22 protein-coding genes and 3 pseudogenes are annotated in these 22,384 nt (G+C 59.2%); 14 read left to right on the forward strand and 11 right to left on the reverse strand.

Annotation, left to right across the window (positions count from 1 at the left end; genetic code table 11):
• Nucleotides 1–66 precede the first annotated feature (66 nt).
• Nucleotides 67–186: pseudogene (locus tag NKJ81_RS27275) on the reverse strand (phosphatidate cytidylyltransferase); the annotation flags it as partial.
• A gap of 336 nt (nucleotides 187–522) precedes the next feature.
• On the opposite strand from NKJ81_RS27275, the gene NKJ81_RS27280 reads away from it, so the two are divergent.
• On the forward strand, nucleotides 523–1,074 hold the full coding sequence (locus tag NKJ81_RS27280) for a cupin (protein ID WP_352542318.1): 552 nt from the start codon (nucleotides 523–525) through the stop codon (nucleotides 1,072–1,074).
• A complete protein-coding gene (locus NKJ81_RS27285; protein WP_352503494.1) occupies nucleotides 1,071–1,559 on the forward strand; it encodes a hypothetical protein in 489 nt (162 codons plus the stop codon). Before NKJ81_RS27280 ends, NKJ81_RS27285 begins: the two co-directional genes overlap by 4 nt.
• 222 nt (nucleotides 1,560–1,781) lie before the next feature.
• Here the strand turns inward: NKJ81_RS27285 and NKJ81_RS27290 are convergent, their stop codons facing one another.
• Nucleotides 1,782–5,207: an acyl-[ACP]--phospholipid O-acyltransferase gene (locus tag NKJ81_RS27290; protein WP_352542319.1), complete on the reverse strand. Its 3,426-nt coding sequence runs from the start codon at nucleotides 5,205–5,207 to the stop codon at nucleotides 1,782–1,784.
• A 28-nt stretch (nucleotides 5,208–5,235) separates the two neighbouring features.
• Here NKJ81_RS27290 and NKJ81_RS27295 point away from each other — a divergent pair, with 28 nt between their 5' ends.
• Nucleotides 5,236–5,484: a hypothetical protein gene (locus NKJ81_RS27295; protein WP_352472966.1), complete on the forward strand. Its 249-nt coding sequence runs from the start codon at nucleotides 5,236–5,238 to the stop codon at nucleotides 5,482–5,484.
• Nucleotides 5,485–6,097: 613 nt separating this feature from the next.
• Here NKJ81_RS27295 and NKJ81_RS27300 read toward each other — a convergent pair.
• Nucleotides 6,098–6,445 (reverse strand): hypothetical protein, encoded by a 348-nt coding sequence (locus NKJ81_RS27300; RefSeq protein WP_352542320.1) that lies wholly within the window; start codon nucleotides 6,443–6,445, stop codon nucleotides 6,098–6,100.
• A gap of 204 nt (nucleotides 6,446–6,649) precedes the next feature.
• Here NKJ81_RS27300 and NKJ81_RS27305 point away from each other — a divergent pair, with 204 nt between their 5' ends.
• Nucleotides 6,650–6,826: a hypothetical protein gene (locus tag NKJ81_RS27305; RefSeq protein ID WP_023680685.1), complete on the forward strand. Its 177-nt coding sequence runs from the start codon at nucleotides 6,650–6,652 to the stop codon at nucleotides 6,824–6,826.
• Between the two features lie 377 nt (nucleotides 6,827–7,203).
• Here the strand turns inward: NKJ81_RS27305 and NKJ81_RS27310 are convergent, their stop codons facing one another.
• Nucleotides 7,204–7,401: a hypothetical protein gene (locus NKJ81_RS27310; RefSeq protein ID WP_352542321.1), complete on the reverse strand. Its 198-nt coding sequence runs from the start codon at nucleotides 7,399–7,401 to the stop codon at nucleotides 7,204–7,206.
• A 104-nt stretch (nucleotides 7,402–7,505) separates the two neighbouring features.
• Here NKJ81_RS27310 and NKJ81_RS27315 point away from each other — a divergent pair.
• A pseudogene (locus tag NKJ81_RS27315) lies at nucleotides 7,506–8,618 on the forward strand (IS110 family RNA-guided transposase).
• A 1,132-nt stretch (nucleotides 8,619–9,750) separates the two neighbouring features.
• Here NKJ81_RS27315 and NKJ81_RS27320 read toward each other — a convergent pair.
• The 3 genes from NKJ81_RS27320 to NKJ81_RS27330 all read right to left on the reverse strand — a co-directional run bounded on the left by NKJ81_RS27320 (nucleotide 9,751) and on the right by NKJ81_RS27330 (nucleotide 11,552).
• On the reverse strand, nucleotides 9,751–10,026 hold the full coding sequence (locus tag NKJ81_RS27320) for a hypothetical protein (RefSeq protein ID WP_352542322.1): 276 nt from the start codon (nucleotides 10,024–10,026) through the stop codon (nucleotides 9,751–9,753).
• Nucleotides 10,027–10,096: 70 nt separating this feature from the next.
• The gene (locus tag NKJ81_RS27325; RefSeq protein WP_352542323.1) at nucleotides 10,097–10,729 is read right to left on the reverse strand and encodes an acyl-homoserine-lactone synthase; all 633 of its coding nucleotides are present in this window, start codon (nucleotides 10,727–10,729) and stop codon (nucleotides 10,097–10,099) included.
• A 73-nt stretch (nucleotides 10,730–10,802) separates the two neighbouring features.
• Entirely contained in the window at nucleotides 10,803–11,552 is a 750-nt protein-coding gene (locus NKJ81_RS27330; RefSeq protein ID WP_352542324.1) for an autoinducer binding domain-containing protein, read from the reverse strand.
• A 130-nt stretch (nucleotides 11,553–11,682) separates the two neighbouring features.
• On the opposite strand from NKJ81_RS27330, the gene NKJ81_RS27335 reads away from it, so the two are divergent.
• Nucleotides 11,683–11,898 (forward strand): helix-turn-helix domain-containing protein, encoded by a 216-nt coding sequence (locus NKJ81_RS27335; protein ID WP_292654544.1) that lies wholly within the window; start codon nucleotides 11,683–11,685, stop codon nucleotides 11,896–11,898.
• Nucleotides 11,899–11,926: 28 nt separating this feature from the next.
• On the opposite strand, the gene NKJ81_RS27340 is transcribed toward NKJ81_RS27335, so the two are convergent.
• Nucleotides 11,927–12,205 (reverse strand): helix-turn-helix domain-containing protein, encoded by a 279-nt coding sequence (locus NKJ81_RS27340; protein ID WP_352515859.1) that lies wholly within the window; start codon nucleotides 12,203–12,205, stop codon nucleotides 11,927–11,929.
• 128 nt (nucleotides 12,206–12,333) lie between these two features.
• Here NKJ81_RS27340 and NKJ81_RS27345 point away from each other — a divergent pair, with 128 nt between their 5' ends.
• The 6 genes from NKJ81_RS27345 to NKJ81_RS27370 all read left to right on the forward strand — a co-directional run bounded on the left by NKJ81_RS27345 (nucleotide 12,334) and on the right by NKJ81_RS27370 (nucleotide 18,003).
• A complete protein-coding gene (locus NKJ81_RS27345; protein WP_352542325.1) occupies nucleotides 12,334–13,125 on the forward strand; it encodes an IclR family transcriptional regulator in 792 nt (263 codons plus the stop codon).
• The gene (locus tag NKJ81_RS27350; RefSeq protein ID WP_352503482.1) at nucleotides 13,115–14,308 is read left to right on the forward strand and encodes a M24 family metallopeptidase; all 1,194 of its coding nucleotides are present in this window, start codon (nucleotides 13,115–13,117) and stop codon (nucleotides 14,306–14,308) included. Before NKJ81_RS27345 ends, NKJ81_RS27350 begins: the two co-directional genes overlap by 11 nt.
• Nucleotides 14,305–15,597 (forward strand): threonine synthase, encoded by a 1,293-nt coding sequence (locus NKJ81_RS27355; protein WP_352542326.1) that lies wholly within the window; start codon nucleotides 14,305–14,307, stop codon nucleotides 15,595–15,597. The genes NKJ81_RS27350 and NKJ81_RS27355 overlap by 4 nt, the downstream gene beginning before the upstream one ends.
• Before the next feature lie 167 nt (nucleotides 15,598–15,764).
• Nucleotides 15,765–16,511: a substrate-binding periplasmic protein gene (locus NKJ81_RS27360; protein ID WP_352542327.1), complete on the forward strand. Its 747-nt coding sequence runs from the start codon at nucleotides 15,765–15,767 to the stop codon at nucleotides 16,509–16,511.
• Nucleotides 16,512–16,618: 107 nt separating this feature from the next.
• Complete coding sequence (locus NKJ81_RS27365; RefSeq protein ID WP_352542328.1) at nucleotides 16,619–17,275, forward strand: amino acid ABC transporter permease; 657 nt, start codon at nucleotides 16,619–16,621, stop codon at nucleotides 17,273–17,275.
• Nucleotides 17,272–18,003 carry an amino acid ABC transporter ATP-binding protein gene (locus tag NKJ81_RS27370; protein WP_352542329.1) on the forward strand — a complete coding sequence of 244 codons (732 nt, stop codon included), beginning with the start codon at nucleotides 17,272–17,274 and terminating at the stop codon, nucleotides 18,001–18,003. Before NKJ81_RS27365 ends, NKJ81_RS27370 begins: the two co-directional genes overlap by 4 nt.
• Nucleotides 18,004–18,047: 44 nt before the next feature.
• Here NKJ81_RS27370 and NKJ81_RS27375 read toward each other — a convergent pair whose 3' ends face one another.
• A complete protein-coding gene (locus NKJ81_RS27375) occupies nucleotides 18,048–19,091 on the reverse strand; it encodes a cysteine synthase family protein (RefSeq protein WP_352542330.1) in 1,044 nt (347 codons plus the stop codon).
• Nucleotides 19,088–19,744: a GHMP family kinase ATP-binding protein gene (locus NKJ81_RS27380; RefSeq protein WP_352542331.1), complete on the reverse strand. Its 657-nt coding sequence runs from the start codon at nucleotides 19,742–19,744 to the stop codon at nucleotides 19,088–19,090. Before NKJ81_RS27380 ends, NKJ81_RS27375 begins: the two co-directional genes overlap by 4 nt.
• 942 nt (nucleotides 19,745–20,686) lie before the next feature.
• Between NKJ81_RS27380 and NKJ81_RS27385 the strand changes: the two genes are divergently transcribed.
• Together NKJ81_RS27385 and NKJ81_RS27390 are read left to right on the forward strand one after the other, a co-directional pair.
• Entirely contained in the window at nucleotides 20,687–21,127 is a 441-nt protein-coding gene (locus NKJ81_RS27385; RefSeq protein WP_502904340.1) for an RNA polymerase sigma factor, read from the forward strand.
• Entirely contained in the window at nucleotides 21,121–21,927 is an 807-nt protein-coding gene (locus tag NKJ81_RS27390; protein WP_352542332.1) for a class I SAM-dependent methyltransferase, read from the forward strand. The genes NKJ81_RS27385 and NKJ81_RS27390 overlap by 7 nt, the downstream gene beginning before the upstream one ends.
• A 258-nt stretch (nucleotides 21,928–22,185) precedes the next feature.
• On the opposite strand, the pseudogene NKJ81_RS27395 reads toward NKJ81_RS27390, so the two are convergent.
• Nucleotides 22,186–22,292, reverse strand: a pseudogene (locus NKJ81_RS27395) (helix-turn-helix transcriptional regulator); the annotation flags it as partial.
• Nucleotides 22,293–22,384: the final 92 nt, after the last annotated feature.

The following is a 22,384-nucleotide window of genomic DNA, read 5'->3' on the forward strand; positions in this document are numbered from 1 at the left end:
TCTCGCCGGGGTCGCGATTGTCCCAGGTAAAGTACGGCACGGCGGTGAGTTTCGCTTCCGCCACCGCGCCAGGAGATGCCGGCCGAACAGCTTGCCGAAGATAAATTGCAGCACGTCGCTGCCTTGCACGGTGATAATCAGGAAAGCGATCAGCAACAGGTTGCGGCCTTCGAAGCTTGGGCGATCCGGGTGAGGTGATCGATCATTCAACATAAGCGCGTTTCCGCTGAATCGGCGGCGGAAATTAGGTCGAAGGTATCGCCCGGGTCCTGGAATCCAAAAACCTGGAGGACGCGAATGCCTTCTGGCGCAGTACCGCCAAGACAATTCTCGTTCAACTCCGGCAGGCACCAACTGAGCGGCCGACATGCGGGCGCTTCTCTGAGTTTCAGTTCTCCTCGCGGGCCGCAGTTTAATAGCGGCCATTCGACAAAAGGAACAAAGTGCGGTGTCGCTGGTTGAGATTTGTTGAGACCAGAGCGGAGGCTTTCGCCGCTGTCTCATCCAGCGCAAGGATTCGCCGTGGGCATTCTCGAGAGCCCGAAGAAAGCTACCGAGCAGGCGACGGGTATCGCGCGACCGAGAAAGCAAGAACTCGCCGAATTCGTGAAGATGAAGAAGCCACTCGAATTTCGGTTCAAGGATGACGGCCTCGTCCCGAACCAACCCTTCTGGCCGTTTGTCGTCTATCGCGGCGCCGTAAGGTCGGTGGAACAATTTGATTCCGCAGCGGTGCTGGAAGAGCTTTTCGAGGCCAATGGCTGGAGTAGCGGCTGGCGGAACGGCATCTACCACTACGTCCACTACCATTCCCGCAAAAATAAAGTGTTTGGCGTTGTGGGCGGAACCGGCAAGGTTCGGTTCGGGGGCAACAGGGGCCGTACATTATCCTGGAAGGCCGGCGATCTGGCAGTTCTTCCGGCCGGTACCGGTCACCAATGTTTCTCCGCGTCTGTTGGTTTCCTGGTGGTCGGCGCTTATCCCGCATCCGAGGCTTATGACGAATGCACGACAGCCCAGGAACATGAGCGGGCATTACGAACGATTCCGCTGGTGTCAGTGTGGAAAAAATGAAGCTTGAAGATGAAGTCCGCCACGTTTCCGAAGACTTGGACGATGATGTACTGAGTGACGCTGTGCGGGCGCTGCATCGTCGGGTGAAGATCGTTCATGATTTCGATATCCCCTACATTGCTGGATACAGCAAAGATGGCAGGACGATTTATATCGATCGCCATATGCCTCGCACTATGGATTGGAAATCGGCCAAGGTCCGGCTTGCCCCATTTCTGCTAACGCACGAAATCGTTGAAAAGGCGCTCCTAGACGAACTCGGGCTTCATTATCTGCACGCGCATCAAATCGCTCTTCGAGCCGAACGCGATGCAGTGAAGGCGGCGGGTGTTGGCTGGTCCGCTTACCAGGCCTTCAACAAAAAGAACGAAAAACCGATCTCCGAAGAGAAGCTCAAGAAGATCCCCAAGGATCTTGACCTGACGCCCTACCGCGACATGAGTGACTTTTCAACGCTCGAGCGTCTGCTGAAGGCGCAACGATAGCGGACAAGCCAATGGTCCTCGCTTGCCAGTTCTATGACCGCCGCCTCGACAGTTCAGCATCGACGAGCTCGCGGCACATGTGCAAATGAGCGCATCGACCCTGCACCATCGTTTTCGCCAGCTGCAGCTCGTTCGCATGGCGCTGCGTGCATCGAACTTTCGCGGCGGTCCCGTGTTCTCAACCGAGATACACAAAAAAAGTTACCCGTAAAAGCGAGTCGTTCAAGCCGCTTGGGTTTTCATGTCTTCGCCGCTCACCATTTTGGTCACAGCGGAGAAATCGAGCTTGCCTGAGCCGAGGACAGGCACTTTCGCAACGACGCGCACTTCGGCCGGCACCATCAGGTCCATGGCGCCGTTGGCCCTGGCGAAGGCCAGGAATTCGGCACGCGTGGCGTTGACCGCCTCGGTAATGAGGACCAGCTTTTCGCCCTTGCGCGCATCTGGCACGGCGGCGACTGCCGAGAGCGAGCCTTTCCACAATTCGCCCGCCAGTGCCTCGACGGCGGCCAGCGAAACCATCTCGCCACCGATCTTGGCAAAGCGCTTCGCGCGGCCTCGAATGGTGATGAAGCCGACGTCGTCGACGGCGACCACGTCACCGGTGTCATGCCAGCCGTCTTCGAGCGGCTCGAGCACGCCCGGCTTCTCGGTGCGCAGATAGCCCGCCATGACATTGGGCCCGCGCACGAAAAGCCGTCCGCCATCCTCGACGCCAGGCACCGGGTCCAGGCGGTACTCCATACCCGGCATGATTTTGCCGACACTGCCGGAGCGGTTGTACATCGGCGTGTTGATGGAGATCACGGGCGCGGTTTCGGTCACGCCATAGCCTTCGAGGATGCGCAGGCCGAACTTTTCCATATAGGTCGCGCGCGTAGAAGCCTTGACCGGTTCCGCGCCGGCAAAGCAATAGCGCACTGAGCGGAAGTCGTAAGGGTGTGCCGTACGCGCATAGCCGCTGAGGAACGTATCGGTGCCGAAGATGATCGTCGCGTTCGATGCGTAGACCAACTCCGGCACCATGCGATAGTGCAGCGGGGAGGGATAGAAATAGACCGGCACGCCCGATATCAGCGGCAGCACCGTACCTGCTGTCATGCCGAACGAGTGGAAGATCGGCAGCACGTTGAAGACCTTGTCGCCCGAATGGAAGTCGATACGCGAGGCGGCCTGGGCGGCATTAGCCAGGATGTTGCGATGGGTGAGCACCACGCCCTTAGGCGTGCCTTCAGAACCTGAGGTGAACAGGATCACCGCCGGTTGGCCGGGCTTGCGGGCGACCCGGGGTGCATTTTTGCGCAATAGGCCGAGCAGCTTGTCCTTGAGGCCAATGGTGGCCCTCAGATCATCAAGCCACACAATATCGACCGAGCGGCCGAGTTCCTCGACCACGGCGCCAAGTTTCGCTTGTTCGACAAAGGCGCGTGAAGTCAGCACGGTGCGCACCTCGGCGGCCTTGCAAGCGGAGAGGATGTTGGCCGCACCGGCAGTGAAGTTCATCATCGCCGGAACCTTGCCGGCGGACATGACACCGAGCAGCGTCGCACAGGCGCCGTTGGCATTGGGCAGCATGATGCCGAGCGTCTGCTGGCCGGCATAGAGGTTCTTGAATTTCTCTCCAAGCACGGCGGCGGCTGTCAGCAGCTTGCCGTAGCTCAGCGAACCGGTGACGGGGTCCTGCACGGCCAGTTGCTTCATGCCGCGTTCGCTCGCCGTCTGGATGATCTTCTCCAGCACAGTCTTGTCGATGTCCTGGGTGCGGAAGACGAGATCCGACATGACCTGGTAGAGGGCAGCACCCGCCGCTGCGCGGCGCTTCCGGCCCTTGAGGTCCGGCGGTACTTCAAGTTTGGCCGGTTCTAGTATCGTCACCCTGACCTTTGGGAACAGCTGGCGGCGCACATGCAGCGAACTCAGCCGCGAAAAATAGCTCTTCTCCAGGCCGTCGATGCGCACTGGCACGATCATCGAGCCGGTCTTGTCGGCCACCATGGCGCCACCGTCATAGACCTTCATTAGGCCGCCGGTCACGGTGATCCGGCCTTCGGGGAAGATGACAAGCGGATCGCCGCCTTGCACGGCCTTGATAAGCGTGCGGGTCGACATCGGCTTGGCCGGATTGAGCGGCAGGGCGCGCGCAAGTTTCATGAACGGCTTCATCCACCAGGCTTGGGCGATGGTGTAGTCGATGGCAAACACCGGCTCCTCATCCGTCAGCGTCAAAGCCAATGGGCCGTCGAGGAAACTGACATGGTTGAGCGCCAGGATGGGTGCCGGGCCGGCCGCCTTAAGGTTTTCCAGCCCCTCCACCTCCAGACGATGGAAGGCTCGGAACAGAATGGAAACGAAGTCGCGGAAGGCGTTGGTTGGCAGATATCTCAGCATCAGCCAGGCGGCGACCACGTTGAGTGCGGCGAGGCCGAACAGGATACCTCCAGTGGAGACGCCCACTGCTTGAATCGCGGCGACAAGTATGCCGCCCACCGTCATAAAGCCTGCATTGACGATGCTCACCGCGGCGACGACGCGAGCGCGGCTGGCTTCGGGCGCCCAGGCTTGTACGGCGGCGAAGGTTGGTACGACAAGAAAGGCGCTGGCAATAGCCATGCCGGCAAGGTCGATCGCAACATGGACCGTGTTTGGCCTGGCGAAGAATATTGCGAGCGTTTCGGCCCCGATCGAAGGCTGCATGCTCCAGATGGTCCAGGCCAGGTCCAAGCCGAACAGTGCCATCAACGCAGTGCCAACCGGGGCTGGCAAGAGCACGATGCGGCCCTGCGACATCCATGCGGCTATGGCAGAGCCAATGGCGATCGACACGGCGAACACCGCGAGATAGGCGGTGACAGCGATTTCTCCGCCACCGAGCGAATCCTTGACCAATGTAGGCAGGATCGAAAGGACAATGGCCCCGATCAGCCAGAACCACGACGTCATCAGTCCGGCGCGCCAGATCCGCTTGTCGGCACGCAAACCGTTCACCTGTCGCCAGGTCGAGCGAAAGATGTTTTTGTCGATGACTAGGTCGGGAGCCGCAGAACCGGTGGACGGGATGTAGCGGCTGACAAACCAACAGGCCACGGCAAGGATCATCATGATCGGCCCGAACACCGAGACGCCAATGCCATCGGCCGAGACGACGCCTCCGGCGATAGTGCCGCCGAGGATGGCGGCGAAGGTTGCCGATTCGATCCAGGCATTGGCGCGGGGCAATTCCTTGCGCTCGAGGTGATCCGGCAGGATGCCGTACTTGATCGGTCCGAACAGTGCCGAGATGATGCCGAACATGAGCAACGCGATCATCAGCACCGGGATCGACGACAGGGTGATTCCAACGACAGCGACAGCCGCAGCGGCGATCTCGGTGAATTTCAGCCGACGGGCGATGAGCGCCTTGTCGAACCGGTCGGCGATCTCGCCACCAACGGCGGACAGGAGCAGGAAAGGAGCCATGAAGACGGCACCCGCCAGCGTGACCAGTGATGCAGCCTTGTCCGCCGCCAGGGTGAACAGAATAAGGAACACCAGCGTGTTCTTGAGGAAATTGTCGTTGAAGGCGGAAAGGAACTGCGTCCAGAAGAGAGGTGCAAAGCGCCGTGACGTCATCAGATGGCTAGTCGTTTGGCCGTTCGTGGCGATTTCCATTGGGGCGGCTTCCGTTAGGGCAAGACCGTTGAAGATCGTGGCCGTATCGATCAGCGGTCTTGCGCGGTTTGAGCTTCTTGTAGTGGGAACCCGGTTACACTTCGTTACTGCGGCTCAAATCGATCAGCGGCTTTTGGGTTTGGGGTCTTCTAGCCGCTTCATGAAGCGGCTCGCCTCTTCTGCGTCTCGCAGGATCTTGGTGATGGTGATCGAGGTATGCACGAGCCTGATCGCCGCCATCGGGCAGAACCCCTTGGCGGCAAAGCTTGCTCCATGAAATTGATGGCGCCGTCATTATCGAAGCGGCGATGGCGAAATTGGCACGGTGAATGTTTGCAGGCGCTTGAACCCTTCGGAGCATAGCTGTTGAAGGTCATCGATATTGTCTTTTGGTTTCAGGGTGAGGTTGCGCCGGCGTTTGTCTGTCTCCAGGCCGGATACAATCAAGCGGTCTTGCGACGGTCCGGACGAACGCAGCGTCAGCGCTGCTCCGCAGCAGCGGGCTGCAGACGGCGGTCGCCAGCCAGCTTGAGGCGCAGTTGCCGCAACCACTCGCCATCCTCTCCGAGCGGATCGCAGGACAGCTACGCGATTCTGAGCACTGCCAAATCGGCCTAATTTTCCACTGCCGAATGGACGATGAGACGCGTAAGCGAGTTTCCGGACCGGAAGCTATGGTTGGGTTGCCCAAACGATGCAGAGGCGCTGCTGTGTTGGCGCGACACGCTCGACCGCAGGTGCGGACGGCATAAGAATTTTGGAGAGGCCCGTGGTGACTGGGGATTGCCCCGGTATTGACGACGCGCGAAGACTGGGTCGATATCTGGGCGAAGGCAGCCCCTGCGACGCAGCTTCATACCGGAGAATGCGCTGGGAGGTTGTTGCCTCGGCTACCAACTCAAAGTGATTGTCCGGGAGAGTTCGGCGATGTCGCCATAGATCATCGAACCTGCGACGAGAAAACATTTATCACCGAGGACTTCGAAGAGTGAGCTTGCCGCGGTACAAACCGGCAGGTTCTTCGAATTGGCGTGCGTGCCGAGGGTCGCGGTTTCGACCTTACGGTCGGTCGCGGTTTCGACCTTACGGTCCTTGGCTTCGGCACAGCCGACACCGATCGCGAGGATTGCGATAGCAATGAGAGTCGTCTTGCTCATATTTTGCCCCTGGAGCCAGCTCTTGTCGGGTAAGTCGCGCGATGCATCAAGTAGCACCGGCCCACGATCGGCTTCATCCATCGATTGGAGGAAGCGGGCTCATCCATAATTAGCAATATCTTGAGTAAGGCGCCGAGCGCACCAGACTCATGGAACGGCGCGCGGAATTTCCATTCGTGACGAGGTGGCGATCCCGGCCGCCTTCGCAAACGGGTCACTCAGCACTGCGTAAACGTCTCGATTCCGAGCTATAGCTTTCCGCATTCGGTCATCGATCATACCAAGGTGAAGAAGGGGCAGCAGATCGAGCTTACCGGAGAGATCACGCGCGTAGACGAGGAAGGCGGCAGGGTGACTGTCGATCTGGGACCGCTGGTGACGATCGACATCGACAAGGTCAGGCTGGTCGAGAAGTACAGGACGCCAAAGCGCAAGAAGCCGCTGCGCGACATGGTGGATTAGCTCGCGGACCGCCGCTTATCCACGCGACATCGGTACCACTCAAACGAATGGCAATTTTCTGTCTGAATGCGTTTAGGGTCCATGCTCGCAGACCACGCATGGGTATCGCGCGGAGACAGGTGACTCTCGGTTTCAAGGCGTCGAGATGCTACGAGCACTGAAAAGTCAGTTCCTTAGACCTAAAGATCGGGCGATCTGCCAGCGGGTTGTCGACCAGGTAACCGCCGACGCCAAATGGTACAGCACCCCGATAGACGGTCAGATTCTGGCCTCGACCACGCTGAATCTCTTTCAATCAGGGGTCGTAAACGAAACGAATTTGCTGGCACATGTTCGCGCGCGGCGCCACGACTTCACTAAACTGACAGGCTAGTTCTTCACCCTCGCGACATGGGCGCGAAATGCGGTTCTTCGTAATCCGCCGGGCGGTCATGCAGCAAGTTGAGCGCCCGCTTTAGGCCCCGATGCAAATTGTCGATGGCGTCGTAGTGCGGACAGAACGGCCTTGGGGACAACTGCGCGACCCACAGTTCCTTCGTCAGTAGCCAAGCCTGCCGTTCGATCTTGGCAAGCATGATACTCGGAAATCTGTTCATGGCGGCGACGGTGCGGCATCCCGCAAAATAGGAATATATTCTGCATCCCGTCAAGGCACATAGACTCGTCTCGCCCTCAACGCATGCTCGCCGCGCACATTTTGGGGAAGCCCCCGACCGCTATCCGCGTCGATCTTGCCGCAATATTTGGCTCGTTAGAACTGTCTCGTTCAAAATGGCTCGTGACTTCGCTTTCGCCAGGTGGGGGCGAGAGAATGTCGAGACACCTCGTGCCGGGGGCGACATTCCGGGTTTGCTCGATCACTTCGCAGAGCTGCAACGAAAGGCGGAAGTGCGGACAGGGCAGCGTTTCCGGGTCATATCAATCCAGGAAGCTGGTCTGGATGGATTCTGGATACATCGGGTCCTCGAGCGCGAAGGCATCGAGAGTTATGTCGTGGACCCGGCATCCATTGCCACATCGCGTCGCCGCCCGCGGGCCAAGACCGACAGGATTGACGGGAAGCACTGGTTCGAGCGTTGTTGGCCTACAACCGCGGCGAGCTTCGGGTTTGCGCGATGTTGCGAGTGCCAACGCCGGAGGAGGAAGACCGTCGCCGGTTGGTGCGGGAGCGGAAGGCGCTGACGAACGAGCGGATCAGGCACGTCAACAGGAGAAAGGGCCTTTTGTTCAGCCAAGGTGTGTCCGGATACGAACCGTTGAAAGGCGATCGAGGCAGATGCCTCGACGCGCTCATTACCGCAGATGGGCGTCCACTGCCGCCAGCGCTCATGGCGCAGATCAGCCGCGAGCTTGATCGCATCGAGTTGCTGATCCAGCAGATCAAGGATGTTGAAGAGGCACGCGACGCCTTGCTCGCGGCAGATGAGCCAACACCGGCCCTGCTGCTCAGCCTCAAGGGAATAGGTCCGGAGTTCGCGGCCGTCCTGTGGTCTGAGGGATTGTCGCGCAAGTTTGACAATCGACGACAGGTTGCCGCCTACGCTGGTTTGGTGCCAACGCCCTGGCAAAGTGGGCAGATTAATTGCGAGCAGGGAGTCTCGAAGTCCGGCAATCCTAGGCTCCGGTCGACGCTTGTCCAGGTTGCGTGGCTCTGGGTGCGCCATCAACCCAATTCCGCACTCAGCCAGTGGCGATCATCGCCCTCGCTCGGAAACTGCTTGTTGCGCTGTGGAAATACGTGAACGCCGGAGTCGTTATAGAAGGAGCTTTCCTGACGGAACCATCAGCGTAGACGCCAATCGATTCTAACAATCTCCAGGACCGATCAGGCCTGGCAGATCCTCGGTAGACGAACCGACGAAACTCATGGCCTCAAACAGCCGCCGCTGAAGAATGGTTTCGTCTCTTGGGTCCGAATCCGCCGCAAGCGGGATCATGGAACAGGTGTATGCGCCTGACCGAATATAAGGTGGACTGGGTTCGTTCGCGAACCGCGTCACGCAAACGGACTCATCGAATGGATCTACGGATTGCGCGGAGGTACATGACAATGTCGACGTGATGCCGCTTTGTAGTTGACCATCCCCATATAAGAGTTTCGAGCGCCGGCAGGCGTCCTGAGCGCCCAGTCCGGTCGGTGACGTGGTTGCGATCCCGGCCCGCGGTACGGAGGGGGGTCACCGACGACCGTATCAGCGATACACGCACTTCCTTAGCAGGCGGCCCAGCAGCTTGGGTTAGGGGGCCGCTGAGCCTGACCAGCGAGCCTTCGGGAATGCCCGACTGGCTGGTTAGTACATTAGATAAATGTAATGTAATCGAACAATGTGAACGAAGTACTCGGCGGTAAGAAATTGACTGGCACGATTCACTTACCGCGCGCCTTTGCCTTGGGTTCTGGCGAGCTTTCGGACGGGTTTGCAGCCAATTTTGCAGATCGCCGATCTGTTACCCACAGGGACTTTTTCCTCGCCACCAAATCGTCACGATCGCCCTCAGGGGTCGCTCGGCTATGCATGGCAGCTATGGCGAAGTCGGCTCTGTTGGTTCGATAGTCTTCTTTTTGGACAGTCATCGTTTTCTCCCAGTTTCATAGCCCCTCTTTTGCCCTTGCGGGGAGATTAACTGCCTGTGCATTACGGGAGTCAATCGATGGAACGACCACTCCGCAGTCGCGAGGGCGGGAAGCAAGCCGACAATTTTAACGTTGGAGCGGCTTACAGAGTGCCGGCAACACAGCCGCCCTTTCGTCGGGCTGCGTTGATCGCGTCCATGTTGCGCTTCAGCTCGCCGATCTTGGCTTCACCTGCCTTGATGTCTGTGTTGTCCATCATGGCGATCGAGCACTGCCGCACCGCGACCCTTGGCGGTCACGTGGAGGCCTGCGAGGATGCGGCCAGTGGGTCCCAAGCCAGTCCGCACGATCACAGCGACGCATCGGGAAATTTGGCCAGGCCCTCAAGAATTGTGTCCGTCGCCTTCACCAGGCTCTCGGGCGTGAACTGCCCAAAAAAAGAAATTGGATCGAAGGAGAAGTCGTACGCTCCAAGATCCGGTGTGTCCTTTTCCCAGACCTTCTTCTTCGATTTCGATGCCAAGGCTGGTACCGCTTGCCCCGGAGCGCCCGTCTTTGGACACCTCCGCCTTTGAATGGCTGTTATGGCGCGAGGCAGACAGCCGATTTGCACGCGATAGTACATCGCCGCCCTCTGCGAGTGCCAGGCAGCATGTTCGTTCGAGGCGTGACGCCCAAAAGCGGACGGCCCGCGGTCAGGCCAGCCGCTTGAATGGCGTTTCGGCCCAAATCACAGGCTCCGTTATGCGGTAGAATTGTCGCGTCGCGATCAAGGCTGACGGGCTGACATCAACCATCAGACCGATGATCGTCATATCACCATGTGCGAGCGCAGGCCCAAGCTGCTTCGGATTCCAGCCAATCGATGCGAGGCGGTCGAACCAGTACTCCTCGCACACGATTGTCAGATTGCTGATATGTCGCTGGATACAGAATTCCAAAATTCCGCAGTAGATCACGCCGGCTGCCTGGCAAGGTCGGCCGGGCTCACGAAGATCCCGCGCCACGAAGAACCTGGTCCATTCAAAGATATTGGGTCGGCGCGGAACGCCGCCGTCGGCGAGTTGCGGAAAGGTTTCGCTCATCAGATGTGGCCGAAGGCTCGGCACGAAACGGGATCCGGCAACGACGCCTCTTCCTGGCTGGATGCCGAGCAGATGAATCGCTTCTGGAGTATCGAACGCGTCGATCTCGCGACCGTCGGGGCGTCTCAGGTCCTGCCATCCACGTTCATCGACATAGATTTCATGCCGCAGGCGGAAGTAGCTGTCGAGATCCCCTCGATAGGCAAAGCTGTTTGACGCGTCAACGACATGGACCTGAATCATTGCGGTTCCTCGCGATGGAACCCCATCCGACCACGCGACGATTGCCCGGGAAATACCCAGATCTGGGGATGGATCAAAGTTCGATTTCGTGCCTGCGAAACGCCTCCACGATCGCGTGCACAACGTTGGCGGTGCTGAGTTTCTGCTTGATGTTGCGCAGGTGGGTCGTCACAGTGTTTTCCGAGATGCCAAGTATTCGGGAAACCTCCCATGCGGTTTTTCCTCCCGCGACCCACTGCAGGATTTCACGCTCTCGTTGGGAAAGCTTCTGTCTCGGCCGCCTGCGCGAGTTATCAACGAGGCGTTCGGCAGCCGAATAGGCATGGCGCGCAAGGGCATGAATGGTGCAGCGCACCGTCGGCGCCAAATCAATTTCATTTCCGGCAACCGTTACACAGGCCGGATCGCCAAACGCGGGCTGGATCGGGATACAGATCCCGTCGCAAAGCCCAAACTCTTTCGCTTCATCCATCACCCTCCTGGCATTTCGGTCCGTCAAGCCATGATGGACGTCCCGCCAGAGGAAGGGCCCGATCGCACCACGGCACACAGCAACACAAGGGTCATGGCGATAGTGTCCGGCAGCCATATAGCGGTCGTACCATTCCTGCGGCCAACCGTTAACAAGGATGTGTCCATCCAGTGATCCGGTGTCCTGGCGTGGCAATTCGGTGACGAGACAGGCTGCGTAGCCGTGACATTCGATGCTCTTGCGCAGTTGCCGAATGATCTCGGGGGCGCTGGTTGCACGGTCAATCTGTGCGGTTGCTTCAAAGATTTGTATTAGCTGCTCCTGTAAGACGCCCCCGTGAACCGCCGCCATTGTAGGCCCTTTCAATGTACTGAGACAAAGAAAACAAAATAAATAACTTAGGTCCGACCGCAACGTCCGGCATGACTTTTGCCTACTATAGTAGGTGGCACTAAAGGGCGCGTTCTGACTGCCTCGCTGCATGAGGCTGAGGTCTGTTTTTGCTCGCAATCTGAGGTTGCTTCGCCAAGGCACCGGCTTGTCGCAGGAGCAGCTCGCGGACCTTGCCGGCCTCGACCGCAACTATGTCGGCAAGCTCGAGCGGGAGGAAAACTCACCGACCGTCGATACGCTGGAGGTACTGGCGTTGGCATTGCAAGTTGACGTGGAGCAGCTCATCCGTCGAAACGCGCCGTGATGCGCTGGTCAGCAGGCCGCCGAGAGCATCAGGATTTTCCCTTGCGCCGCTCACGCGGCGCCACAGCACAATCACCAGCTGGGGCTCGGGCGTTTTTGCCGGGCCGTTTCGTCAGCTCCTCAATGTCGACGCTCAAAGCGGTGGCAAGCTTTGCGAGCGACAGGAGTGTGGGATTGCGACGGCCGGCCTCGAGACCACTCAGATAGGCGCGCGTGAATCCTGAACGGAACGACAGTTCCTCTTGAGAGAGGGCCTGTGCGCGCCGAATCCTCTGTACGTTGAGGCCGACAACCAACCGTAGGTCCATGACGACATGGTCGTCGATGGGCACACTTTAGGACGACACACTATAATGAACATTCGTCATTGACAGGCGCGGCCATTGCTGCTTTTCTCATCATATTAAGGAACGCCATTCCGAAATAAGGAACGCCAGTGACAGGAAATCTTTCGTTGGAACGTGGGCTTGCGGTTCTCAATGTCCTCAAGGAAGCGGACGAAGCTGTCGGGGTGCGCGAACTCGCCCGCCGGCTTGAGCAGAGTGCTCCCGCCGTGCAGCGAATTCTGAACACCCTGGCAGAGCAGGGCTATGTCGAGCAGTCGCCAGACTCGCGACGTTACCGGCTGGGTCACTCCGTGCTGGCGCTGGCGCGGAAGGTCCTGGGCAGAGATCGCCTGGTTGGTTTGGCTGAAATCGAACTGCAGGCGCTGGCCTCCGAAGGGTGCTTCAACGCATTCCTCGGTATCAGGCGGGGCAGCTGCGGAATTTATCTTCTGACCGTGCAAAGCAAGAGTCCGGTCGTCATTCGTTCTTCACCTGGCGAGACCTTCCCCTTGCACTCCACCGCATTGGGCAAGGCGCTCCTGATGGAGCTGAGCGGCGAGGCGGTCATTGCGATTCTTGGACGAGGTCCACTGGAGCAGGTTGCCGTACGCACAGTCACCGATCCGCACAAGCTCGTTGCTCAAATCAGAGCGTCCGAGCCCATTGGTTACACAACATCCCTGGACGAGAACTTTACCGGGCTGATTGCGGTCGGCGCACCGCTTCGCGATGCATCAGGCACAATCATCGCGGCTATAAGTGCGGCCTACCCCCGGTCAGTGGGACCGCATGTGGAGATCGCTGAGATTGGAGAGGCAGTAATGGCGGCTGCGGCGCGCATTTCCGCCGGCCTCGGCTTTCTGGAAGCAAAACAGGCCCGGGATTCCCATCATGCTGCTTAACGAAGCGCGCCTGAAACAATGGATGACGGCAGCCGGGCTTGACGCAATTATAGCGACTGCCCCGGAAAACGTGACCTACATGAGCGGCTTCTGGGCTCTGCCGCAATGGATCCGTCGCGGCCCGCAGGCTTATGTGGTGTGGCCGGCTCCTGACAAGGGCACGCCTGAAATCATCGCCAGCTCCAGCACGCTCGACCTCGTAGCCGATCAGGAACTGTGGGTAAGCAAGGTCCGGCGCTACGGCGACTTTTACGCCGATGTCGGTTCCTCGACGACCGTGGACCTCGCCAATGAACGGCACCTCCAGCTTCGAGACCTGCCGAGGCATGGCAATGCCATCGCGGCTTTGGTCGCCGCATTGGAAGAAGCTCAGCTCGGCCGTGGGCGGATCGGCATAGACGAGGCCGGGCTCGCACCAGGATACCAGGAAGCCCTCAGAGCCCATTTTCCCAATGCGTCGTTCCTACCAGCCACCGCATTGCTTCGCGAGGTTCGTGCCGTAAAAACGGCAGATGAAATCGAACGGCTCGGCCAAGTTGCCCAGATTGCCGAACGCTCCATTCAAGCAGCACTCGGCGTTGCTCAGGAAGGCGCCACCGAAGCAGATCTGGCGCGCGCTTTTCATGTCAGGACGGTCGAGGAAGGCGCCCTGCCCGTACTGGGATGCATCGGCTTTGGCGAGCGCAGCGCGCTCATGAACGTCCAGCCGTCTGACCGCAGGTTGCGCGCTGGAGAAATCATCCGCTTCGACGTCGGTGGCCGGTTCCGGCACTACCGCGCCGACATTGCCCGCATCGCCACGCTGGGCGAGCCGCCGCCGCAGGCGCATCGACTTCAGCAGGCGCTGCTGCGCGGCGTTCAGCATGCCTGCGACATTATCCGTCCGGGCATGGCAGCAGCACAGCTCTTCGAGACGGTCGTGCGTGTGGTGAGGCGCGAAGGAATTGCCCGCTACGAGCGCGATCACGTCGGACATGGCATCGGCCTTGATGGTTATGATGCGCCGACGCTCTCGGCGCGCAGTACAGACATCCTTGAAGAAGGAATGGTGCTGTGCGTGGAGACCCCCTACTACGAAATCGGCCGCTGGGGACTCCAGGTGGAGGACATGGTGGTTGTTCGCGAGCGCGGAGTGGAGCGGCTGACGCAGACGCACGATGCAATCACGCGGGTGCCGTTATGAGCCGCGCGGCAGGGTTTTCCTGTATTCGATGCGGCGCCTTGTTCCGGATCGATACCAAAATCGACTCACGCGGCTGCCCGAAATGCTGTGCCGAAGCACCGGCCAATCTTAAGGTCGTCTACGATCCGTCCGGAGCTACATCGGCCGCTTCCGCAGTGGGTGCCGCCCTGCCCTCGCTCTGGCGCTATGCCGACATGCTTCCTTGTGGACTCAGCGATGCAATCTCCTTGGGCGAGGGCCTGACGCCGTTGCTGAGCGCCGAGAAGCTGGGAAAGCAGCTCGGCGTCCCCAAGCTGCTTATCAAGGACGAGGGCGCAAACCCTACCTGGTCCCACAAGGACCGCTTCTCGACGGTGGCGGTGTCGATGGCACGTTTGAGTGGCGCACGCGTGGTGGCGACTGCTTCGTCGGGGAACGCCGGGGCCTCACTTGCCGCCTATGCTGCACGGGCGGGCCTGAAATGCGTCGTTGTCACATTCTCAGGCACCGCCGGCGCAATGTTGGCGCAGATCCGCAAATACGGCGCAAGCGTCGTATCCCTGGCCGACAAGTCCCATCGCTGGCCATTGCTTGCCGCTGGTACCGAGCGCCTCGGATGGTTTGCAACATCACCGTTTCACAGCCCCGTGGTGGGCAGTCATCCTGTCGGGATCGAGGGCTACAAGACCCTGGCTTACGAAATCGTCGAACAAATGCACGGTGCAGTGCCGGACTGGTGCGCCTTGCCTGTTTGCTACGGGGACGCGCTTGCCGGGCTGTGGGCCGGATTCAAGGATCTTCTCAGCCAAGGCAAGATCGAGCGGTTGCCGAGACTCGTGGCGGCGGAAGTGCATGGATCTTTGGCCAGAGCCCTTGCCGGCAAGGGAGATCTGGTTGCCGAAGTCCCCGCAAGCTTCGACACGCTTGCCATCTCGATCGGCACCACACGAAGCACGTTTCAGGCGCTCAACGCCCTGCGTGAATCTGGCGGCACGGCAATGCCAGTCGGCAATATCGGCTTGATAGCGATGCAGCAGCAGCTTGCGGCCACCGAGGGTGTTTTTGCCGAGCTTGCCTCGGTGACGCCATTTGCAGCTATCGAATCCTTGAGGCGAGAAGGCACCATCGCGCGGTCGGACAGCGTCGTTGCCATCGTGACAGCGAGCGGCCTCAAGGATTTGGATCGTTCGACCGGTCCGAACAAAGCACAACCATCGTTTCAGTCAGTTGCCGAAGCGTGGGAATACGTTGCCGAGGGCGGTGACTATTTCACGCCCTCACTTGAACGACGCGCGACCAAGATGTCTTGAAGAGAAGATAGAGGCGATCATGAACGGATGCGATTTCTGATCGATTGATGATCTCGTCCACCATTGGACGGTATTGCGACTTCCTAAAAGCTATCCAGGAGAGGCAAATTCAACTCGCTCAGCGAGCGGAACCTCGATTATTCAAACATGATGTAAGGGGAATGTCCATGCTTCACAAAACGCTCATCGGCTGGCTCGCAGCCCTCAGTGTCGCAATGGCAACTCAGACGATGGCTGAGGAAACGCTCAGAGTCGGCGTCACGCCAACCGGAGTGCCGTTCACGTTTGTCGACACCGCAACCCAAAAGCCGACAGGCGCGATGGTCGATCTGGCAAGTGCGATTGCCGCGAGCCTTGGCACGACCGCCGATTTTCAAATAAACGCTTTTCCAGCCCTGATCCCGGCACTGACGACCGACAAAATCAATCTGATTTCCGCCAGCATGTTCATAACGGACAAACGAAAGCAGGTAATCGATTTCAGCACGCCGGTTTACGCCTATGGCGAGGCGATGTTTGTTGCTGCCGGCGATAGCAAAAACTACACGATCGAGGAACTCAGAGGTGCGACCGTCGGGGCGCAGATCGGCTCGACCTACGCTGATGCTCTGGAAGCGCTTGGCGTCTTCGGTCAAGTCAAGCTCTACGACTCAATCGCTGACATGATGCGCGATGTGGTTCTGGGCCGCATCAAGGCCGGTTTCGGTGACGCCCCGATCGTCGCATATCAGCTTTCAAAGAATCCCGGCCTGGGTGTTCGCCTCGTCGACGGCTATCAGCCGATGAAAAAAGGCGAGGTCGCGTTGGCAGTTGCCAAGGAAAATCCACTGCTTCTCGAAAAGGTGAATGCCTCCATCGCCAAGCTGAAGGAAAGCGGCGAATTAAGCCGAATATTTGCCAAATATGGCCTTTGAGGCCGACCCGCACTGACCTCGACAGAAGCGCCGGCTGGCAGGACCAAAGGATCGCATCGGAATGACCGGCTTTGACGGCCGGGGTACGTGCCAAGAGGAAGCCGGCCATGACCAAATTCATCGCGCATGCAACGGAATATCTGCCGCTTCTTCTTAACGGCGTTTGGCTGACCGTCATGATAACCCTTCTTGCGCTGTGTCTTGCGACGGCGCTCGGCCTTGTTTGGGCGCTGTTCAGGACATCGGGGATACGCTGTCTCGCCGTGCCGACGCGGCTCCTTGTCGACTTCGTGCGCGGCATACCATTGTTGGTGGTTCTCTTTTATATCTACTTCGTCGCGCCCGAGATCGGCATCAACCTGACTGCGCTCCAGGCTGGCACGATCGGGCTGGGGCTGGCGCACTCCTGCTATCTCGGGGAAACCTTCCGGGCTGGCATCGAGGCGGTCGATAAGGGTCAGGTCGAAGCGGCAAAATCGATCGGCATGAAGCGTCCGTTGATGATGCGCCGCGTCGTGCTGCCGCAGGCATTCAAGATCATCCTGCCGCCTTACGCCAACAATATGGTCATGCTGCTGAAGGACTCCTCGCTTGTCTCGGTGATTTCGGTTCAGGAGTTGACCATGCAGGGCAAGATGCTTGCGTCGTCCACATTCGACAACATGACAGTTTTTACCTTGGTGGCACTGCTTTACCTGTGCCTGACGGTTCCGCTGAACCTGTTTATGCGTAGAATCGAAAGCTATCTTGGGGCGGCGGGATGATCACCTTTGAAAACGTGCACAAGTCCTTCGGCTCCCACGAAGTCCTCAAGGGAATCAACGCCGAGATCGCCAAAGGACAGGTCGTATGTCTGATTGGGCCCTCGGGTTCCGGCAAATCGACGCTTCTGCGATGTGTGAACGGGCTTGAGACCTATCAGCGCGGTCGCATCAGTATCGACGGCACCGTGGTCGATGCCGCCTCGCCCCAGGTTCACGCCATCTGCACCCGCGTTTCCATGGTTTTCCAACGTTTCAACCTGTTTCCGCACCGCACAGCCCTGGAAAATGTCATGGAAGGGCCGCTCTACGTGCTGAAGGAAAATAGGAACCAGGTCCGGGAGCGGGCCACGGCATTGCTCAATCGCGTCGGGTTGGCCGACAAGACGAATGCCTATCCCGCGTCATTGTCGGGGGGTCAACAGCAGCGCGTGGCCATCGCCCGTGCCCTGGCGATGCGCCCACAGGCCATTCTTTTCGACGAGCCCACCTCCGCACTTGACCCGGAAACGGTCGGCGAGGTCCTGCAGGTCATGCGCGCGCTCGCAGACGAGAACATGACCATGCTCGTGGTTACGCACGAAATTCAGTTCGCCCGCGAGGTTTCCGACAGCGTCCTCTTTCTCGACGGCGGCCGGATCGTTGAGCAAGGTCCGGCCAAGGAACTGCTTCGAAATCCGAGACACGAACGCACTAGGGATTTTCTTCACCGGGTCATGCACCCTGTGTGACTGCTGGCCGATGTTGTTTGTCGCCTAGCCTCAGTTCGGACCTGTCACTGCGTAGGGGACAGGCCGTCCCCCGCGAGGACGGCGTTTAAAGTTCTGCGGTTCCAAGGGAATCTCGTCCATGCCGTCTCTTCGGCCGGACGAATTTGCGTGAGAACAGTTGGTTCAAGGGGAATGGAGATTGGCCAATGCTTCAAACCGGCGAGCCAGTCGGGGTTGTAGACTGTATCGGAATGACGATGCCCTTCATCTGGCATTATCACGACGGTGGAGGCTTCCGGATTGTGCCTGGCGAACCAGGCGCCGACCAAGGCTGCGGCGCCGCTGGTCGGCCCCATGAACAGCCCGTGATCGCGAAACAGCCCATGCGCCATTGCGTAGGCCGGCAATGCGCCCACCCAATGAATATCGTCGATCATCTCATGACGAACATTGTCCGGCAAAACGCTGTTGCCGAGCCCGCGCAGCATGCGACGTCCGACAGGCTGGCCAAAGAGCATGCTTCTGTGGGTATCGACAGCAATCATCCTGAGATCAGGAAAGAGCTCACGAAGGAAGCCTCCGGTTCCACAAAGCGATCCCCCAGTGCCCACGCAGCCGACGAGGCAATCGATGCGGCCGAATGATCGAACAACGAGGTCCGCCAGGCGCGCGTAAGCAAGGCGGTTTTCCGGATTGTCGTATTGCCGAGGCCAATACGTGCCCGGGCTATCTTGCAGGGTCTGCTGAAGATACTGGAGCCGACCGCGCTGATTGCCGTCTCCTTGAGGATCGTCGATGGCCATGACTTTGGCACCAAGTTGTTCCAGTCGCCGCCTGAGTTTCAGGTCGATGAGGCTGGAGGCCGTGACAAGTATAAGCGCATAGCCACGAGCCGCAGCCAGCATGGCGATGGCGAGGCCGAATGTGCCCGACGTCGTTTCGATGATGTGACCTTCCCGCCTGAGGCGCCCTGACGCTTCCGCCTGATCGACCATGAACCGGGCGGGGATCAGCTTCATGAGGGAAAAGCAGGCGGCGTTGAGGTTAGGTGCGAGTTGGGCAAAACGCGGCGTCTCGTAGGCGCGTAAATAGTCTTGCGCCGCGGTCACTGGATTAGCCTCGTTTCGGCATTAAGGGCAAACGTATGGACGCCTTGCAGACCTGTGCCGCTCACCTGCCTTGCGAGCTCAGCAGCGCGCATGGCCGCCCTGGGCGCAGTCGCATCCAGAAGGATGCCGATCAATGTTCCGCTGTGGGCCACCTGCACACCGCACGCGTCATGCGCCCGCGCTATATCCAAAATGGTGTCGAAGGATGCCTTCGGCAGGTGCTTCTGACTGATACTGGCGCTGATGGTTGCGACACGTCCAAGCAGGCGGGGATCTTGTTGCCGGATGGAGCGGTTCGCCAGTCCCCGCAGAACACGGAACAGCCCGATTTCCTCACTGTCGTAGCGTGCTCGTCGCATGCCTAGCGTGTCGATCGGTCGGGCACTGCCGTCCCTGAAACCCACCACGAGAAAGGGCGGGAACTCGCCTCCGAAATGTTCGATTGTACGGCCTTCCCGGTGAGCGAAGAGGAGAGCTTGGTCGCAGTAGGCGATGGCGTCGCTTGCGCTTTCCGCGGCAACGGCCAGTCGCGCAACAGTTGACTGGCGCAGCGTGACGCGCGCCGAAGCCGCGACCGCGCGGATCGAGGCAATGACGTCTGCCGTGGAGGAACCGTAGCCGTGCCCTATCGGAATAGAGCTTTCGATCGTCAATTCTCCCCCCCTGCCAGCTACCCCGACATGCTCGAGCGTGAGGGCCGCCGCGCGCGCCGCTTTGACCCGGTTTGCGGGTCGCGGCCGAATGCCATCTTGTTCATCCGGCCAGAAGGTCGCTAGCGACCCTTGCGACGTCAGCGGAAGCGTGACGAGTCCGCGACAAAGCCGTCCGTTGTCCGCTTCAAAGACGCCTTGGAGGAATTCCCCGTGATGGGCGTGTGCCCGACCGACTCCTACCACCAGAGGCCATGTGACAGTCTCCTTGTTGATCTTCCTCGAATGTGTCTGCTGGCCGGATCTCGGTGTGCTTGTCTGGGTCACCGCATCATCTCCTCACCATGGCATTGGGCGATGATGCGTGCGACTGACCCGTGCTGTCACTCGCCAAATCTCGGTAGTCCCATTGGCAAGCACATCATGCAAAGATACGGACAAGATTGCCCCACCAATTGGAGCCTCCAATACTGGACTAGACACAGCAGCACTCGTTTCGGGAACCGTTGGTCTTGCGGCCAACCATTCCGAAACAAGTGCGGCCATGCACGGTATTTTCAGTATTGGTCTTGTAAGGAGGGTTGGACTGCTCACCCTGAGTCAATACTGAGATCTGGCGATAGCCCATAGCGGCCTCACCCAGGCGTCGGCGCTTTAGCTCCTTGCCTCTGCGCGTCTTGCGCGGCTAGGCTGCGTGGCGGCTTGAGCGTTCGATTGCGACCTCACCGGCCCTGCATATCGTCGCGCACGAATCTCTTGTCGTCGAAGCGGTGGTGATGACGGAGGCACAGGGTGGCGACGCCTTGATCGGTGCAGGATCTACCATGGACCGCGGCAGTCGGGAGGAGTTCCTCACCGGGTTCGTCACCCTTGCCGTCTCGTTACGGCCTGAACTGCACCGCTATTGCGCGCGTCTCATGGGGTCGGTCGTCGACGGCGAAGACGTTGTGCAGGATCTTTGCTCGAACCCTCGTTGCTCTCGACCAGTTGTGCAAGATTCCGCAGCTGCGACCCTGGTTCTTCCGGATTGCCCATAGCCGTGCGCCGGACCTGCTGCGCAGCCGTGCGATCCGCGCAGCAGAGCCTATCGAGGCGGCCCTTGAAGTCGTTGTCGACGCCGCTCCGGACCCCGTGAAGATTTTGATGCTTCAGGAAGCGATACAAACTGCGGTGTCTCGCTTTACGGAACTCCCGATCCTCCAGCGCAGCGTCATTATCCTGAAGGATGTGCTTGACGAGCCGCTGGCTGAGATCGCCGGTCTGCTCGATATCACGGTCGATGCCATGACGGGGCGAATCTCCTGCTGCTCCGCTGACTCGACGTTACATCAGGGGGCGCTAATTATCGGTCCTCGGGTCAAAAATCTTAGAAGGCCAACATGCTGAAACCATCGTGGAACAACGCTCGAGGAAGCCGACTTCTATCTCTTTTTCGCAGCTATGCTGATCGTATCACAACGCGGCGGGTCACACGCAAACTTGATTCGTACGGAGATTGGCTGAGAGCCCTCACCCTGACACTACTCCCGACGAGGAAGGCTCATCACTGCAATGCCTGCGATCGCGGTGTGGCGGCTTTTTACCGTTTCGGGGGATACACGCTTATTTGCCCGCTTTGTCATGCCCTGGATCGTGAGCGGTTTTTGATTTGTGCTCTAGACCGTAAGCTTCTCGGGCTTCCGGCGGGACCGCTTAGAATTCTCCAGATTGCGCCGAGCGAAAAGGGGCTTTCAAAGAGACTATCTCAGGCGGGCAACCTCATTAAAGGCGATATTGAGCCCGGACGGTACGGCCCCGATACCGTGCAGGTTGACCTAATGAACATGAACGGCATCAGCGATCTCGATATTGTCGTCTTGTGTCATGTCATGGAGCACGTACCTGACGATCGGCATGTCTTTCGGCAAGTTTGGTCATCCCTTAAGCCTGGAGGACAGGTCTGGATCCAAGTACCGCTTATCTATCGTCAAACGCTCGAAGCGACGCCATCCATGTCACGGAGCGAGCGCGACGAACGCTTCGGCGGATCAGATCACGTGCGAGCCTACGGTCCCGATATCAAGGAGCGTATCGAGGACGCGGGTTTTACGGTTGCTCGAATAAATTCAGACCGTATACCTGCCGCCGATCGCGAGCGTCTTGGGCTTCTCCCCGATACTCTCTTTATTGCCGAACGGCCCGAGTAACACAATTCGGATTGAGAGCGCGAAGTTCCCGACGCCATCCCTGGTGGCGATCATCGCTACTGTGGGCAGGCGCATCACCTGTGACCTCTGCCTTCGGAGGGCAGCTCGCGCCCTCGATGTCGGGCGCTGGCGCCTGCGAGTACAGTGTCATGCGCCACCCGCAGGTTGCACAAGCTATCCCCTCCTGGACTTCACTCGACCTGTAGGCTTGGCCGGATAACCGCGGCCGACACCCGGATCAGAGGTCTATGACTTCAACCCCCTGTCGGCCCATTCTTGCGGATTTGCGGGGCATAGACCACGCGACCACCCAACTTCCGATAGGCAGGTCCGGTGCCGTACGTGCGATGCTTTAGTTGTGTGCGTCAAGTTCTGCAAAATGGCGTGGCATTGCGTTGACGTCGGCGTGTCCGCCGCGCAGCCCCCGTGTTTAGCGGAGCGGCGGACACATGACGGT

Source organism: Mesorhizobium sp. M0018, from assembly GCF_040323955.1.
Classification (GTDB): domain Bacteria; phylum Pseudomonadota; class Alphaproteobacteria; order Rhizobiales; family Rhizobiaceae; genus Mesorhizobium.